At 62.7% G+C, this 15,880-nt stretch carries 12 protein-coding genes; 8 read left to right on the top strand and 4 right to left on the bottom strand.

Translation table 11 applies throughout. The features are described 5' to 3' along the window. Positions 1-166: 166 nt before the first annotated feature. The 3 genes from PNAP_RS01995 to PNAP_RS01985 form a co-directional block, all read right to left on the bottom strand. On the bottom strand, positions 167-3,100 hold the full coding sequence (locus PNAP_RS01995; RefSeq protein ID WP_011799831.1) for a beta strand repeat-containing protein: 2,934 nt from the start codon (positions 3,098-3,100) through the stop codon (positions 167-169). Positions 3,101-3,265: 165 nt separating this feature from the next. Then, on the bottom strand, positions 3,266-3,808 hold the full coding sequence (locus PNAP_RS01990; RefSeq protein WP_011799830.1) for a DUF11 domain-containing protein: 543 nt from the start codon (positions 3,806-3,808) through the stop codon (positions 3,266-3,268). A gap of 689 nt (positions 3,809-4,497) precedes the next feature. Then, complete coding sequence (locus tag PNAP_RS01985) at positions 4,498-5,919, bottom strand: aminotransferase-like domain-containing protein (RefSeq protein ID WP_011799829.1); 1,422 nt, start codon at positions 5,917-5,919, stop codon at positions 4,498-4,500. Between the two features lie 226 nt (positions 5,920-6,145). On the opposite strand from PNAP_RS01985, the gene PNAP_RS01980 reads away from it, so the two are divergent. From PNAP_RS01980 to PNAP_RS01945, 7 genes are all read left to right on the top strand, one after another. Continuing rightward, positions 6,146-7,081 carry a DMT family transporter gene (locus tag PNAP_RS01980; protein ID WP_011799828.1) on the top strand — a complete coding sequence of 312 codons (936 nt, stop codon included), beginning with the start codon at positions 6,146-6,148 and terminating at the stop codon, positions 7,079-7,081. A gap of 53 nt (positions 7,082-7,134) precedes the next feature. Next, positions 7,135-8,355, top strand: coding sequence for an aminotransferase-like domain-containing protein (locus tag PNAP_RS01975; RefSeq protein ID WP_011799827.1), 1,221 nt, complete (start codon positions 7,135-7,137; stop codon positions 8,353-8,355). 40 nt (positions 8,356-8,395) lie between these two features. Beyond that, on the top strand, positions 8,396-9,328 hold the full coding sequence (locus PNAP_RS01970; RefSeq protein WP_011799826.1) for a PhzF family phenazine biosynthesis protein: 933 nt from the start codon (positions 8,396-8,398) through the stop codon (positions 9,326-9,328). A gap of 226 nt (positions 9,329-9,554) precedes the next feature. Continuing rightward, positions 9,555-10,295 carry a hypothetical protein gene (locus PNAP_RS01965; protein ID WP_011799825.1) on the top strand — a complete coding sequence of 247 codons (741 nt, stop codon included), beginning with the start codon at positions 9,555-9,557 and terminating at the stop codon, positions 10,293-10,295. A gap of 238 nt (positions 10,296-10,533) precedes the next feature. Next, positions 10,534-10,932 carry a response regulator gene (locus tag PNAP_RS01960; RefSeq protein WP_011799824.1) on the top strand — a complete coding sequence of 133 codons (399 nt, stop codon included), beginning with the start codon at positions 10,534-10,536 and terminating at the stop codon, positions 10,930-10,932. Between the two features lie 260 nt (positions 10,933-11,192). Continuing rightward, on the top strand, positions 11,193-13,430 hold the full coding sequence (locus PNAP_RS24845) for a hybrid sensor histidine kinase/response regulator (protein WP_049763624.1): 2,238 nt from the start codon (positions 11,193-11,195) through the stop codon (positions 13,428-13,430). Between the two features lie 36 nt (positions 13,431-13,466). After that, the gene (locus PNAP_RS01945) at positions 13,467-14,135 is read left to right on the top strand and encodes a histidine phosphatase family protein (RefSeq protein WP_011799822.1); all 669 of its coding nucleotides are present in this window, start codon (positions 13,467-13,469) and stop codon (positions 14,133-14,135) included. Between the two features lie 78 nt (positions 14,136-14,213). On the opposite strand, the gene PNAP_RS01940 is transcribed toward PNAP_RS01945, so the two are convergent. Further along, on the bottom strand, positions 14,214-15,554 hold the full coding sequence (locus PNAP_RS01940; RefSeq protein WP_011799821.1) for a PQQ-dependent sugar dehydrogenase: 1,341 nt from the start codon (positions 15,552-15,554) through the stop codon (positions 14,214-14,216). Between PNAP_RS01940 and PNAP_RS26770 the strand changes: the two genes are divergently transcribed. Next, positions 15,549-15,812, top strand: a complete 264-nt coding sequence (locus PNAP_RS26770; protein WP_157040195.1) for a hypothetical protein — start codon at positions 15,549-15,551, stop codon at positions 15,810-15,812. The genes PNAP_RS01940 and PNAP_RS26770 overlap by 6 nt on opposite strands. Positions 15,813-15,880: the final 68 nt, after the last annotated feature.

Here is a 15,880-nt window from a genome sequence, read left to right as displayed (position 1 = left end):
GCGAGCCCTGCGTTTGTATTAAGAAAAAATTGACTTTTTTCTGTGCCACCTGATGGCGTCGCCGTTGCAGGTGGCACAGAAAAAAGCGCGAAACAAACGCTCAAGAGCGTGTGTTTCGCACCAGGGCTCCGGCTTGCCCGAAGGCGCCGGAGCAGGGTAGCCATGCTTAGTTATTGATCTTCACGGAGAAGGTCATCGTCGCAGAGCCGCCAGGAATTACCGTGTTGGTGGCACTGCCGCAACTCACCGCAACAGCGGTGGATGCGTAGTTAGCCGTGGTCAACGCGGCGGTGATCCCGGTGGACGTGCATTGCACAGTCGGCTGCGTTGCACCCGTCAGGCCGGTGTAGGCTGGAATGGCATCGTTGATCGCCAGATTGCTCACTGGAGCGGCACCTTCGTTGGTGGCAACCACGCGGTAAACAATGCAGTCGCCAGGCTTGGCAGCCATGATGGGCGCAGCACTGAAAGCCGGCGTTGCAGGAACTGCCGGGCAAGTACCCGCCACAGCCGCATTCAACACCTGCGTCTTCACCAGACGGATCTGGCCCGTGATGACGGTGCTGGTGTCGGTTGCCGAAGGTGCGCCGCAATTGGCCGCGAATGTTGCCGTCACGGTTGCCACATCCGCTGCGCCTGCCGCTGCGCCGCCGGGTGCGAACACCTTGACGAGCAGTTTTTGCGTAGCGCCAGTTGCGAGGCTCAGCGAGCTGCCGCTGTACAGCGTGTCACCTGCATCAAGCTGGCCGTCGCCATTGACGTCAACATAGATGACGGTAGTCCAGCCCAGGGTGATGTCAGCCGAGGTAGGCGAAGCGGCCAATGTGTAGGCACCGCAAGATTGCGCGCCGGTGCTGGTCAGCGTGTGGGCATACACCACGGAGCCGCCTGCGGCGACCTGACCGTTGTTGTCAGGCGTCAGGGTAGCGCCAAAGGTCATGGCAGTCGTCACGGTGACCGCATCGAGCTTCGTATCGGAAACGATGGCGCCGGTGGTGGCTACAGCTGTCGAGGTGACACGGAAATACATCGGCTGAGCGGTTACTGGCGTTTGCGTCACAGGCGGCGTCACGCAGGCGTCAACCTGCACTTGCGCACCCACGGCGACAGCCACAGGCTGAGTCACTGCGGCAGCAGAGCAGGTGGCGCCGCCGGCCACATATTTCACGGTCCAGCCTGTTGGCAGGGAGCCGGGGAAAGCCGCTGTCTGGCTGGCCAACAGGTTGTAGCTGTTGGCCGTTGTATCGTTGTTCTTGAGGAACAGCGTGAACAGTGCAGATGAACCAGCCGGTGTGCTCACCGTCGTCGTTGGCGATGGGCTTGGACCTGCGCCCAGGTCACCAGAACCGACGTTACCGATGCCAGTGCCGACGGCAGTATTGGTCAGATCGATCAGCGAGGAAGGAGCCACCAGCGCAGTTGCCTGGTCTTGCGTTGCGTCGATCTTGCTCGTGTCGTTAGCGGAAACACCGCGCACATTCACGACAAACGGACCCGCAGCGGTTACGCCAGCCGGAACATTGGCGCGGATGATGATGTTCACGCTGCCGCTTGCCGAAATTGGCCCTGTATCCACAATGCCGTCACCCGTGGTGTCGAGCAATGCCACCACGCCGCCGGCGTCGAAGAACTGGAACGTGGTGCCTGCCGGGAACGTCGAGGCCAGGGCCGTGACGTTCACCGTGTCGGTGGCGTTACCCGTGTTGTAAACCGTCTGCGTGAAGAGGACGCTGCCACCAGGAGAAACCGATGGCTGAATCGTCAAGTCGGCAGTAGTGCCATTAGGCGTGCCGGCTACCGTGTCCTTTGCAGTCACTGCGGTCGAGGCCGTGGCGCCCAGCACGATGCTGTAGCTTGCCGTCACGGTGTAAGCGGCTGGATTGGTGCTTGAACCCAGAGTGCCTGGCGCGGTCGAGGTTGCGGCCGGTGCATCGACTGGGTTGTACGTCGCCGTGTTGGTGGTGGTGGACGTGCCGATGAGAGCCGTTTCATTGACCAACACCACAAAGCTGACGGATTGCGTCACATTCGGGTTCAGCGCCGCAACGACTGCCGTCACGGTATTGCCCGTGGCCCGGAAGTCGATGCCGGTAGTGTCACCCAATGCAGCATCGGTCAGGGCAGTGCCTGGAGCGTTGCTCCAGACAGCTGAACCGGGCACATAGGTGAAACCGGAGGGCAGCGTATCGGAAACGGCCATCGTGCCCACGGCACCACCCGTGTTGCTCAAGTTGAGGGTGTAGGTCGTATAGACACAACCCGCAGCAGGGGCGGCAGCGCCTGCATTGGTCAAGGCGCAGCCCGTGACCGAGCGCGGACCCGTGCTGGTAGCGACTGGCCAGACACCGCCGTTCGCGGACCATGCCACGGCAGGCGAGCCGATGGCCTTGGTGGCATTGAAGGCCGCCACGGTGGTCAGGTTGACGTTGTCAACGTCAGCCGCCGTGGTGCTGCTGTAACTGGCAAGCACAGGCGAGCTTGGCACCACGACAGCCGTGACCGTACCAACATTGAACGGGGTGGTCGGCGTGGTGGCGGTGGTGGCGGTGGTGGGGATCGAGTAGGCCACCACGAACTGGAATACGCCATTGTTGCCAGCAACCGTCTGGGTAGGCACGGAACAAGTTGCAGCCGGTACGGCAGTACACAGCGCCGAGGTGTTGTCGGGCAAACCGTCGCCATTGGCGTCGGCGAACACTTCTACCCTTGAGAAGCCTGCGGCAGGGGAAGTAATGCTGATGTTGAAGCCATCAGCGCCATTGCCCGTGTTGGTCAGCACGTGAGGTGCGTAAACCGTAATGCCTGCAGCACCGGTCTTGGTGTTGATAACGTCAGTCGTGTTCGAAGTGCGTGCATCGAGGTTGAAAGAGCCGACCTGCTGGACCGTGGTTTGCACCAGATTCGATGAGGCCAGCTGGGTGATTCCGTTCGGGTCGGTGTACGAGGCGGACGCCTGGTTACCGATGACGGTATTGGCGAGTGGGGCAACAGCGAAGGCAGCCGGACTTCCAAAAAGGAAACCCAACGACAGCGCTGCGGCACCCGCCCATGTCGCTGCCGGCTTGGCGCCGGTGCGATGGGTAGGTTTATGAATGATCACTTTTTATTCTCCTGCTATGGTCAAAGGTGGTTACTAACGGGGGGGTAAAACGGGAACCTGAAGTCAAAAAAACCCCTGCCAACCGTGCTTCCGTGATGCGGAAAAACGGCTGTGGGGCAAGGGCACGCCATGCAAAGGCGTACTCACTGATGGAAAGCCTGCAGCTCAGCGGGCTGCGCTGGCAGGCTTCACGGTGACGGCGGAAGACGGGACTGAAGCTGGCGCGGTTTTGGGTGGTGTGGGAACCACCGCTTCAACCTTGGCGCGTGCCGTGACTGCAGCAACACCGCCTGCAGGCAACTCGCCCAGGCTCCAGCGCAAGGCGCGGTATTCGTTGTAAGGCACCGGCTCGCTCTTGTTGCCAGGCAGCTTGCGCATCAGCGGCTCAGCGGCGTATTCACCGTCCTTGGCTGCGGCTTTGACCAGCGCGGCCCCCGGCTTGGCGCTCTTGGGCAGATATTCCAGGCCTTCGGGAATCGGCAGATCGGCCACCAAGCCCCCAACGGACTTGGTGCTGGTGTTTTTGTAGGTGACCTTGTATTCAATCACGTCACCAGGCATCACAGAGGGAGCAGCAACCAATTGCTCTACGCCCTTGGCATCCTTGACCACCTTGAATTGCGTCAACTCAACCGAGACAGCTTTAACCACCGCCGGCGCAGCGGCCGAAGCGGCGGCCTTGCTGGCTGCGACCGTGGGTTGCGCCATCGCACCACCGCCCAGAAACAACCCCGCCCCCAATAGAACGGCGAACCGCAAAAACCCCGTCACTGCGGCCGAAGAGCCCTTGGGGAAAGGTCTATTGCTATAAGTCATAAAAAGCTTTCAGGTCGGAATCCGTAGTAGTCCAAAAGTAAAAATTCATTTCACAAAGACACAACATTTGTATCATTTTGTTTATATAAACAAAAAATGAAACTATCGCGTCATCGAATGCCTTCATAAAGGGCATAAATGTTACGGAATCAACATTTATTGACTCGACAACTTGGTTAATTTGTAAAAAATGTAACTCAATAAGGTTGCCTCAACCACTTAGAACTCTAAAAGTTCAGGCGTTTCGTGAAAATGTTGACGTTTTATGTACTTTGAAGAAGTTGCCAGATAGCTACCGAGGGGGATGTTGCCGATTCCGGGAGCCTCTCAGGATTTTTGTGTGCGAGGCATGACATGACCCAAGACCGCTACGGCGGCACGGCCGCACATCCCATCAGCGTTACTTGACCGGCTGGTCAACGGGTCAATCATTCACCACGAAGACCGCTTCACCAGCGCTGGTGCGCAAGATGAAGACCGGTTTCCCCACTGCGTCGGCCGGTTGGCACCAAGCGCCGTGCGCTGCAGCGGGAAAGTCTCAGCGCCTCGCACACAGAAATTCGAACATTCCCGATTCCGGCTTACAACCGGTACGCCCCATCCCGCAGGCGTGCGAACACCGCCCAGAACGCCGCCTCCTGCGTGGTCGCGAAGTTGATGCGCATCAGGGTGCTCGGCTTGCGCACCGCATGAAACAGCGCGCCGGGGGCAATCAAATAGTCCTCGTCGAGCATGCGCTGCGCCAGCGCGTCGGTGTCCACGCCCGTCTCGACCCAGCCGAACAGGCCGGCCGGCTCGGCCGCGAAGGTGCAGCCATGCGCCAGCGCCAGCTTGACGCTGCGGGCGCGCGCCTGGTCGAGCCGGGTGCGGATGCGTTCGGCATGGCGGCGCAACTGGCCCTGCTCGATGCACCAGGCCAGCGCTTTTTCCAGCAGCGCGGGCGTCGTCAGGGTGGCGAGCAGCTTGGTGTTGAGCAAGCGCTCGACCAACTCCGGCGGCGCGGCCATGAAGCCCACGCGCCAGCCGGGCGCCAGAATTTTCGAAAAACCGCTGACGTAAATCGTGCGCTGCAGGCCGTCGAGCGCGCACAGCCGCGTGGCGTGATCGGGCGCCAGGTGGCTGTAGGTGTCGTCCTCGGCGATGTGAAAATTGTGCTGGCTGGCCAGTTGCAGCAGCCGGTGGGCGCTGCCCGGCGCCAGGCAGTAGCCGGTCGGGTTATGGAACACGCTGACGCTGACAAACAGCCTGGGGCTGTGCAATTGGCAGTACTGCGCCATCACCTCGAGGTCGGGTCCGTCAGCGCGGCGCGGCACCGGCAAAATGCGCATGCCCAGCGCATCGAGCCGGGCAAATTCCACCGCCCAGCCGGGCTCCTCGACCATCACATAGTCGCCCGCGCGCAGCAGCGTGCGGCTGATGATGTCCAGCGCGTGGGTGGCGCCGACGGTGGTGATGATCTGGCTCGGATCGGCATGGATATTGAGCGCGCCCAGCCTTTGCGACAGCGCGCGGCGCAGGCCGCTGTCGCCCTTGGGCTCGCCATAGTTGAGCGACAGATCGCGCAGCGCGCTGGCGCCGGTGGCCTTGCGCACCGCTGCCGGCATGAAGCTCGATTCCAGCCACTGCGCCGGAAACACGCCCATGCCGGGTTGCGGCTTGTCGCTGATCGGGTGAAACATGCCGCGAATCAGTGCTGCGGCATCGACGGGTGTATTTGCTATTGTTTTTATAGCTAATTGCGCTTTACCAGCGTGCACAAAAGGCATATTTGATGCCAAATCCCGGACAAAAAAGCCGCGATTCTTATGCGCCACCACCAGCCCCTGCGCCTGCAGCTGGTCATAAGCGGCCACCACCGTGGAAACGCTCACGCCCTGCTGCTCGGCGCACAGCCGCACCGAGGGCAGGCGCGCGCCCGGCGCCAGCAAACGGTTGCGAATGCGGTCGGCAAAGCGCGCGCAGAGCTGCTCGGTCAGGGATTGGGAAGCGGTCTTCATCAGCATGGCATGGCCTTGGGGTCGGGCTGCAGCACGCCGTGTGCTGCCAAAGTCGGCAATACAGTTTGGCAATTTGTACCCAAAACTGTATTGGTGGTGTGCTGCTATCAACTATAAAGTCATCCACCATGAACTGGCAAGAATTTACCGCTTTACTCGTCCAGGCCACGGCCATGCGTTGTGCGCCCGGCCCCTGTACCACGCTGTCAACAGCGCTGCGGGGGCTTTTCAAATGACGCAGCGCAGGGCGGACATCACCCGGGGCCTGTGGCTGGGCCTGCTGGGCATCGTGGTTTTTGCGGTGACGCTGCCGATGACGCGCCTGGCCGTGGGCACCCCCGAGGCGCCGCAGATGTCAGGCCTCTTCATCGCGATGGGCCGGGCGCTGGTGGCCGCCGCGCTGTCGGCGGTGTTCTTGGTCGCCACCCGCGCGCCGTGGCCCCGGCGGCAGGATGTGCCGCCGCTGTTGCTGACCGCCGCCGGCGTGGTGCTGGGCTTTCCGCTGCTCACGTCCATCGCCATGCGCCATGTCGAGGCAGTGCATGCGAGCGTGATCGTCGGCGTGTTGCCGCTGGCCACCGCAGCCGTCGGCGCGCTGCTGCATCGCCAGCGGCCGTCTGCCGGCTTTTGGCTGTGCGCCGGACTGGGAAGTGCGCTGGTGGTGGCATTTACCATGTTGCGTTCCGGTGCACCGGGCGGCGGCTTGTCGATCCAGCTGGCCGACCTGTTGCTGCTGGCCGCCATGCTGTGCGCCGCCGTGGGCTATGGCTACGGTGCGCGGCTGTCGCAGCACCTGCGCGCCGAGCATGTGATTTGCTGGGCGCTGGTGATGGCGCTGCCGCTGACCTTGCCGCTGTCGCTGGCCAACTGGCCGGCCACGCCGCTCAAGGCCACGGCCTGGTGGGGCTTTGCCTACCTGGCGGTGTTTTCGATGTGGCTGGGATTTTTTGCCTGGTACCGCGGCCTGGCGCTGGGCGGCACGGTGCGCGTCAGCCAGGTGCAGCTGGTGCAGCCCTTCTTGTCGATGCTGTTTGCCGTGCCGCTGCTGGGCGAACGGCTGGACGCGGTGACAGCCGGCTTTGGCCTGGCCGTGATTGGGGTGGTGTTCATCGGCAAGAAAATGCCGGTCAACGCCCTTCCTTTGGCCAGCTTGCCGTCAAGGCCTTGAAGGGTTGCGGGCCGGTATGTATCTGACAATGCGTGAACAACAGGAGATTTGAAATGAAATGGACCCAGGCGCGACGTGCGCAAAAAATGAACCCCTCGGTGATCCGCGAGATCCTGAAGGTCACTGAAAAGCCCGGCATCATCAGCTTTGCCGGCGGCCTGCCCTCGCCCAAGACCTTTCCGGTCAGCGCCTTCAGCGCGGCCTGCGAAAAGGTGCTGCGCGAAGACGGCCATGCGGCGCTGCAGTACGCGGCCAGCGAAGGCTATGCGCCCCTGCGCGAGATGGTAGCCAGCATGCTGCCGTGGAATGTGGACCCGGCATTGGTCCTGATCACCACCGGCTCGCAGCAGGGGCTGGACCTGATCGCCAAGGTGCTGATCGACGAGGGCAGCCGCGTGCTGGTCGAGACGCCGACTTACCTCGGCGCGCTGCAGGCCTTCACGCCCATGGAGCCCGAGATCGTCAGCGTGGCCAGCGACGACGGCGGCGTGGACATTGCCGATCTGGCCGCCAAGGCAGAAGGCGCACGCTTTTTCTACGTGCTGCCCAATTTCCAGAACCCGACCGGCCGCACCATGCCCGAGGAGCGCCGCGCCGCGCTCAGCGCCGAGGCCGCGCGCCTGGGCCTGCCGCTGGTCGAGGACAACCCCTACGGCGACCTGTGGTTCGACACGCCGCCGCCGCTGCCGCTGACCGCGCGCAATCCCGAGGGCTGCGTCTATCTGGGATCGTTTTCCAAAGTGCTCGCGCCCGGACTGCGGCTGGGCTTCATGGTGGCGCCCGCCTCCATCTTCCCCAAGCTGCTGCAGGCCAAGCAGGCCGCCGACCTGCACAGCCCCGGCTTCAACCAGCGGCTGGTGGCCGAGGTGATGAAGGACGGCTTCCTGGACCGCCATGTGCCGACCATCCGCGCCCTGTACAAATCCCAGCGCGACGCCATGCTGGCCGCCATGGTGCGCGAGATGCCCGAAGGCGTTGAATGGAACACCCCGGCCGGCGGCATGTTCCTGTGGGTGCGCCTGCCCGAGGGCATGAATGCGATTGAACTGCTGCCCAGGGCGGTCGAGCGCAATGTGGCCTTTGTTCCGGGCTGGGCGTTTTATGCCGACCAGCCCGACGCGCGCACGCTGCGCCTGTCCTTCGTGACTTCCAGCGTGGCGCAGATCGACATCGGCATTGCCGCGCTGGCCGGCGCCATTCGCGAGATGCGCGCCGGATCAAGCGCTTCGGTTGCAGGCGCCGCCCCGCAACTTGAAGCGCAGCCCCAGACCTGAACCCCGAACCTGACCGCACTGACGACCCGAAAGAAAGCCCATGACGCCCCGCCTGTTCAAGCAAGTTGACGTTTTTACTTCCACGCCCTACCTGGGCAACCCGCTGGCGGTGGTGCTTGACGGCAGCGGGCTGGACGACGAGGCGATGCAGCGCTTTGCGCGCTGGACCAACCTGTCGGAAACCACGTTTTTACTGCCACCGGCCGATGCGTCGGCCGACTACCGGGTGCGCATCTTCACGCCCGGCGGCGAGTTGCCTTTTGCCGGCCACCCGACGCTGGGCAGCTGCCACGCCTGGCTGCAGGCGGGCGGCCAGCCAAAATCCAGGGATTTCATCGTCCAGGAATGCCAGGTCGGGCTGGTGAAAGTGCGGCGTGAAGGCCCTCGCCTGGCCTTTGCCGCGCCGCCGCTCAGGCGCTCGGCCCCCAGCCCCATGCTGCTGCCCAGGGTCGCCGCGGCGCTGGGCCTGAAGGCGCACCAGATTCTGGCGGTCCAGCAACTGGACAACGGCCCGGTCTGGCTGGGCCTGCTGCTGGACAGTCCCGATACCGTGCTGCAGCTCAACATCAATCACCTCGCGCTGCAGGCGCTGCAGGTTCACATCGGCGTTGCAGCGGTTTACCCTGCGGCCGAAGCGGCCCCGCTGATTGCCCGCGCCAACCGCGAAGCGCGTGCCTTTGGGCAGACGCCCCTCCCCACGGCCACCCTTGCGCAAGCGCCCGACCTTGAAGTGCGCGCGATTGTCGCGTCCACCACCGTCTATGAAGACCCCGTCACCGGCAGCCTCAATGCCGGCCTGGCGCAGTGGCTGATGGCCGATGGCCACATGCCCGAGCGCTACCTGGCGTCGCAAGGCCTGTGCCTTGGCCGCGCCGGCCAGGTGCATCTGGAGCGCGATGCGCAAGGCCAGGTCTGGGTCGGCGGCGATTCGGTGACCTGCATCGACGGCCAGGTCATGCTGGGATCGAATTGAACCGGGGGATGCGTTCCAGGACTGCTGCCCTAAAGCCAGCCGGCATCCAGCACGCCATCCCGATATCCTTCCGGTTACATGCCTGACCTGTCCAATGGCATGGCATCCGGGCCTAGAATCCGGCGTTACGGCACATGCGCAATTTTTCCTCCGCGTGGCAGGCAGGTCATTGCGACAGCGCCACCCCGACAACGACGGACAATGACGGACAAGGACAAACCACAACATGACCCTGCAAAATCCGGCACACCCTTCCCTGCAAGCAATCGCTCTGGGCGCTGAATTTTCAGATCTTGAAGAAGGGGCAAGATACGCGCTGCTGCAGCGCCTGGCACCGGCCCTGCAGCACCACATGATGGGCAAGTTCCAGTCGATGGACATGATTGCCGCCATGATGGAGAGGCGCCTCAAGTCCGCCGATCCCGATCTGGCCAGCATCCGCGAGGACTGCGCCTCGCTCAGCAGCGTTTCGCGCATCGCCGTGAAATCCATCATGGATCTCATGACCTGGATCGAACCCAAAACAGCATCCACCGTGAAATTTGACGCCGGAGTCGTGGAATGCCTGGGCTTGCTGGCAACGGAATTCCGCTTCAAGGGTTTTGTGATCGTCAACGAGGCGCGGGAAATCGATGTCAAACTTTCCAGCCGCGCGCTTCGCAGCGTCCTGAGTGCCGCGCTGATTGCACTGAGCGATTTGTCAAAGGTTTCCGCCACGCTGGTGATCCGGGCGCAAGCCATGCCGGACCGCGTCGAGCTGACGATTGACCTGCGCCCCACCGAACGGGATACAAAAAGGGCCTATGTCACCGACAGCCGCGCCCTGAAATGGCGCGATGTCGAGATTCTTGCGCTCGCGGAATCTGTCCAGCTTGAGCGTAGCGACACGGGTGCGCAACTGACCTTTGCCCTCCCGGCCGCAAATGCGGACTTGCCAGGGGATCTTTTCGTCGGCACCGGAATCTGATTTGTTCGTTAAAAACAGATTTGCCAACTGAAAGCCAAATTGCGAATTAGTAACTGATAGTACTAAACTGAGGCAATCTGAAAAAATTTAAGTAAAGTGAAGATACGAAGGCCGATGCTTCGTAATTTCAAATTCAAGCAGATGCGTTTGCAACCGCGTGAATTTTTCCAAAGCGTTGATTGATGAAATGAACGCTCCCACCCAAGGCATGTTTTGAGTCCCGCTTCGAGGAACATCTATGGCTTTAAAAGTTTTTCTGGTTGAAGACAGCGCGGCCCAGCGTGCTTACTTGGCGCAGGCCTTGAGGGCCGAAGCCAAGGTGGAGATTGTGGGTATTGCGGAAACAGAACACCAGGCAATTCACTGGCTTGACAACAACGCCGACCAGTGGGACATCGCCCTGGTCGATCTTTTCTTGGGAGAAGGCTCGGGCGCCGGCGTGATCCAGCACTGCCATGATCGCCGTCCCGACCAGAGCGTTTTTGTCATGACCAACCATTCCCAAAACGAGGCCTTGCTGCATCACTGCAAGCTGCTGGGTGCCGATGCGGTGTATCACAAGGCGACAGAACTGGAGAACCTGCTGGCTTTATTGCAGGAAAGTGCTCACTCAAACAGCCGATGCGTTGCCCAGTAAAATCTGCTTCTTGACGGTGGGGATGATTTGGGTTTTTGGTTACATTTATTAACATTCAGCGTATTTAGCCGGTTGAATCAATTGCCAGCCGCCATGCTGAAAACTGGGTAATCAGCCAAAAATCGGTACCCTCTGCGGGCTGCCTGAACAGGCCGGTGAACGGCCAGGCGCGGCGCTCTGCGCGGTTTCCATATCGCCCGGTCCCACCGCACCATCGCCCAGGAGCCTTGTTGTTAAAGATTCGCACCTATCTTGTTCTGATGGCAGTCGCCATCTTGCTGCCGGTGGTGGTTTTTTCGACCGTCGCGCTGCAGATGCTGCGCGACGGCGAGCGCGAAGCCGCCTTGCGTGGCCTGCAGGAAACTGCCCGGGCAACCGCGCTGACCGTTGACCGGGAACTGGCCAGTTCCGTCACGGCGCTGGAACTGCTGGCGCGCTCGCCCCACCTTGAAAGCGGCGACCTGCAAGCGTTTTACAAACAGGCCGCGCTGCTGAACAAGCGCCCGACATCCTGGACCGTGTTGCTGGACAAAAACGCCCAGCAACTCGTCAACACGGCGCGTCCATTCGGCGAAGCGCTGCCACTCCCCCGAGACCCCGGCAGGGTGCAGGAGGTCATGGAGACGCAGAACTCACTGGCGTCTGACCTTACAGTGGGCCAGGTCACGCAAAAGCGGGTGACCGTGATGTATGTGCCCGTGCCGGCGCATGGCGGTACACGCTATGTGCTGGCCCAGGTCTTCGCGATTGAATTCTTCAACAACACGGTTTTCCAGCCCAACACGCCGATCAACTGGGTCATCGCGATCATCGGCCGCGATGGCCGATTCATTGCACGCAACCTCAATGCTCAGGAACGGGTGGGCAAGCCCGCCAGCGCCGATCTGATGAAAGCCGCAGGCGCCCAGGACCATGGCCTGATTCGCCACGATACGCTGGATGGCACCGACGCCTACAACGCCTTCACGCATTCGGCCATTTCCGGCTGGACGATTGGGGTGGCCGCTCCGGTCAACAACATTGAAGCCACGGCGGGCCGCGCCGTGGCGATTGCCACGCTCGGTTTATTGATAGCCATCACCTGCGCCATGATGATGGCGGCTTTTTTGGGGCGGCGACTGGTGCACTCCATTGCTGCCGCAACCGATGCCGCAGCCGCCATGGGCCACGGCACCAAGCCCGAATTGACGCGCTCCAATGTACTGGAGCTTGACCAGTTGCATACCGCCCTGATGCAGGCCGGCGTCATTCTTGAACTCGCCCAAGCGTCAAGCGCGCAGGCTGAAGAAGAGCGTGAATGCCTGCTGCAAGATGCCTACAAGGCACGCCTGCGCGCCGAAGCCGAAAGCACCGCCAAGGACCAGTTCCTGGCCATGCTGGGGCACGAGCTGCGCAACCCGCTGGCCGCGATTGGCGGGGCCATCGCCTTGAGCGAGCGGCACGGCCACGGGAGCGCTACCGCAGCCGAGGCGCGCGCGATCATTCAGCGGCAAAGCGGACATCTGGCTCACCTGATCGACGACCTGCTGGACGTGAGCCGGATGGTGGGCGGAAAAATCACCCTGAAACCGCAGCCGGTTGATCTGGGGAAAAAGGCCCGTTCGTGCCTGGAGTCACTGCGCGCAACCCGGCACATGACCGGCTATGAACTGAAGGTCACGACCGAGCCGGTGTGGGTCAACGCCGACCCGACGCGGCTCGAACAGATGCTCAACAACCTGCTGGTCAACGCCTTCAAGTTCACGCCGCCGGGCGGCCTGGTGGAGGTGACGGTCAGCGCTTGCGCGCAAGAGGCCGTGCTGAGCGTCAAGGACTCGGGCATGGGAATTTCGCCCGAACTCCTGCCGCATGTCTTTGAGATGTTTGTGCAGGGAAGCGCCAGCCTGGACCGCGCCCAAGGCGGCCTGGGCATCGGGCTGGCGCTGGTGCGCCAACTGGCCAGCCTGCATGGCGGAACGGTTTCGGCCGACAGCGCCGGACCCGGCCAGGGCAGCACCTTCGTGGTTCGCCTGCCGCGCATTGCCGCGCCCGTTGCGCTGCCTGCCGCAGCGTTGCCGGCAAGCAGCCCGCACCAGCGCTGGCGAATACTGCTGATCGAGGACAACGACGATGCGCGCCACATGATGCGCCGCCTGCTGGACATGGAAGGCCATGAAGTTTTGGAGGCGGCCACCGGCACGGCAGGCCTGCGGCTGGCCAGCCAGCAAAAGCCCGACCTGGCCATCGTCGATATCGGCCTGCCGGAAATGACGGGCTACGAGGTGGCCGAGCACCTGCGCGGCGACGCCGAAACCCGAAGCATGGGCCTGATCGCCATGACCGGCTACGGCCAGCAGGAAGACCGCAAGCATGCCCTGGCGGCCGGGTTTGACGTTCACCTGGTCAAGTCCGTTGACATCGACCACCTGCTGAAGGTGATTGACCAGTGCGGCCAGGCGGCCCTGCTGCGCAAGCCGGGGACCGGCACCGCCCCCATCGAGGGCGCGTCCCACGGGTGACAGGGGGACGCCGGTCATTGGGTCTAAATTCTTTCCATGGGAACACTTTATCTGGTACGCCACGGCCAGGCTTCGTTTGGCTCCGATGACTATGACGTGCTGAGCCCGCTCGGACAGCGGCAAAGCCTGCGCCTGGGCGAATACTTCAAGGGCAAGGGGGTGACGTTCGAGGCCGCGCTGACCGGCACGCTGAAGCGCCAGCACCAGACCTTCGCCGGCATTTGCGAAGGCCTGGGCGTGGAGCTGCAGGCAATGCCCTGGCCCGGTCTGAATGAATACGACAGCGCCGCCGTGATTGGCGCCATCCATCCGCAGCCGCTGGTCAGACCCGACACGCCCGAGTTGTACAAACACCACTTTCGCCTGCTGAAAGACGGCCTGGCGCAATGGATGGCCGGCGTGGCCAGCCCCCGGGGCATGCCGAGCTACAACGGGTTTGTTGCCGGAGTGACCAGCGCGCTGGACCACATCCGCAGCCACTACGGCGGCCATGTGCTGCTGGTTTCCAGCGGCGGGCCGATTGCGACGGCCGTCGGCCAGGTGCTGGGCGCCAGCCTTGAGGCGACCATCGAGCTGAACCTGGGCATCCGCAACTGCTCGGTCACCGAATTTGCCTTCACGCCCCAACGCCACCGGCTGGTAACCTTCAACACGCTGCCGCACCTGGACGCGCCCGAACACGCCAGCTGGGTGACTTTCGCCTGAGCCGGCCTTGCATAACGCTATGCAATTGATAGCTTACTGCGCATGAGCACATTGCGCAAACGGCCTTTTTAACCCTGCCTAGCGGGTCGCCGTGCCGGCCACGCGCCAGACCACGTTGCCGACATCGTCAGCCACCAGCAGCGCGCCGCGCTTGTCCATCGCCACGCCGACCGGGCGGCCATGGGCCTTGCCTTCGGCATTCACAAAACCCGTGAGCACATCAATCGGCAGGCCCGCCGGCCGGCCCTTGGCGAAAGGCACGAACACGACCTTGTAGCCACTGCGCGGCTTGCGGTTCCACGAGCCATGCTCGCCGACAAACACCCCGCTGGCCAGGGACGCCGGCAAGGCATTGCCTTCGGAAAAAGCCATGCCCAGCGGCGCGACATGCGAGCCCAGCGCGTAATCGGGCGCAATCGCCCTGGCGACCATCTCGGGCTTTTGCGGCTTGACGCGCACATCGACGTGCTGGCCGTAGTAGCTCCAGGGCCAGCCGTAGAAGCCGCCGTCCTTCACCGACGTGAGGTAGTCGGGCACCAGGTCGCTGCCGATTTCATCGCGCTCGTTCACCACCGTCCAGAGCGCGCCGGTTTCGGGCGCCCAGCCCATGCCGTTGGGGTTGCGCAGGCCGGTGGCAAACACCCGGTGGCTTCCGCTTTTCACATCCACTTCCCAGATCGCGGCGCGTCCGGTTTCGGCCTCGATGCCGTTTTCCGCCACGTTGCTGTTCGAGCCGACGCTGACATACAGCTTGCTGCCGTCCGGGCTGGCGATGACGTTTTTTGTCCAGTGGTGGTTGATCGGGCCGCCCGGCAGATCGACCACCTTGACCGGCACGTCGCTGATGCGGGTCTGCCCGGGCTGATAAGGGACGCGGACCAGGGCATCGGCATTGGCAATGTACAAATCGCCGCCCACCAGCGCCATGCCAAAGGGCGAATTGAGGTTCTGCAGAAACACCGTGCGGGTTTCTGCCTTGCCGTCGCCGTCCAGGTCGCGCAGCAGCGTGATGCGGTTGGCCGACGGCACGCCGGCGCCGGCCTGGGCCATCGCTTTTTTCATGATCCAGCCCCTGATGCCCTTGCCGCCTTCGGGCTTGGGCGGCGCATTGGTTTCGGCCACCAGCACGTCGCCGTTGGGCAGCACGTAAAGCCAGCGCGGATGCTCCAGCCCGGTGGCCAGGGCGCTGACGTTCAGCCCCGCCATGGCCGTGGGCGCCAATCCTTCGGGCCAGCCCGTGGCCGGTGCGATCTTGACCGTGGGGATCAGGCTGCTCCTGGGCGGCGGCAGGGTCGGGGTGGCGCCCATGCCGGCCGTGGGCGGCAGTTTTGCGGTGTCGCCGCAGGCTGCCAGGCCCCCCAGCATCGCAAGGTACAAGGCAGCACGCCACCGGCGGGGATGAAAAACGCTTGAATGCATGAGTCACTCCTGAAAAGCTGGCTGCAGGGGCTGTATTCGACAGCAAAACCCTTGCGGCTACTGTGTTCCCGGCCTGCGCCGGCAGCTATCAGCCAGCCACTCGGAAGCTTGTCGGCTTTTCTCCCTGGCCTGCTTTCAGTTTTTCGGTCCAAAGCACCCATGCAGGACAATCCATCTGAAATTTCAGGATCAACGGCATATTTATCCGTATTTTCAAAATACAGCAGCAAATCAGGCAAATTCTTCGGCGGCCCGTGAGGGATACTTGTTGCACACCACGGCCCGGCTTATCCGCCGGTCCTGCGGTACAAACCCCCAAGCTGTTT

It is taken from the genome of Polaromonas naphthalenivorans CJ2 (assembly GCF_000015505.1).
In the GTDB taxonomy this organism is placed as follows: domain Bacteria; phylum Pseudomonadota; class Gammaproteobacteria; order Burkholderiales; family Burkholderiaceae_C; genus Polaromonas; species Polaromonas naphthalenivorans.
Note: the sequence above shows the minus strand (reverse complement) of the source record. Positions and strands in the feature narration are given on the sequence as shown.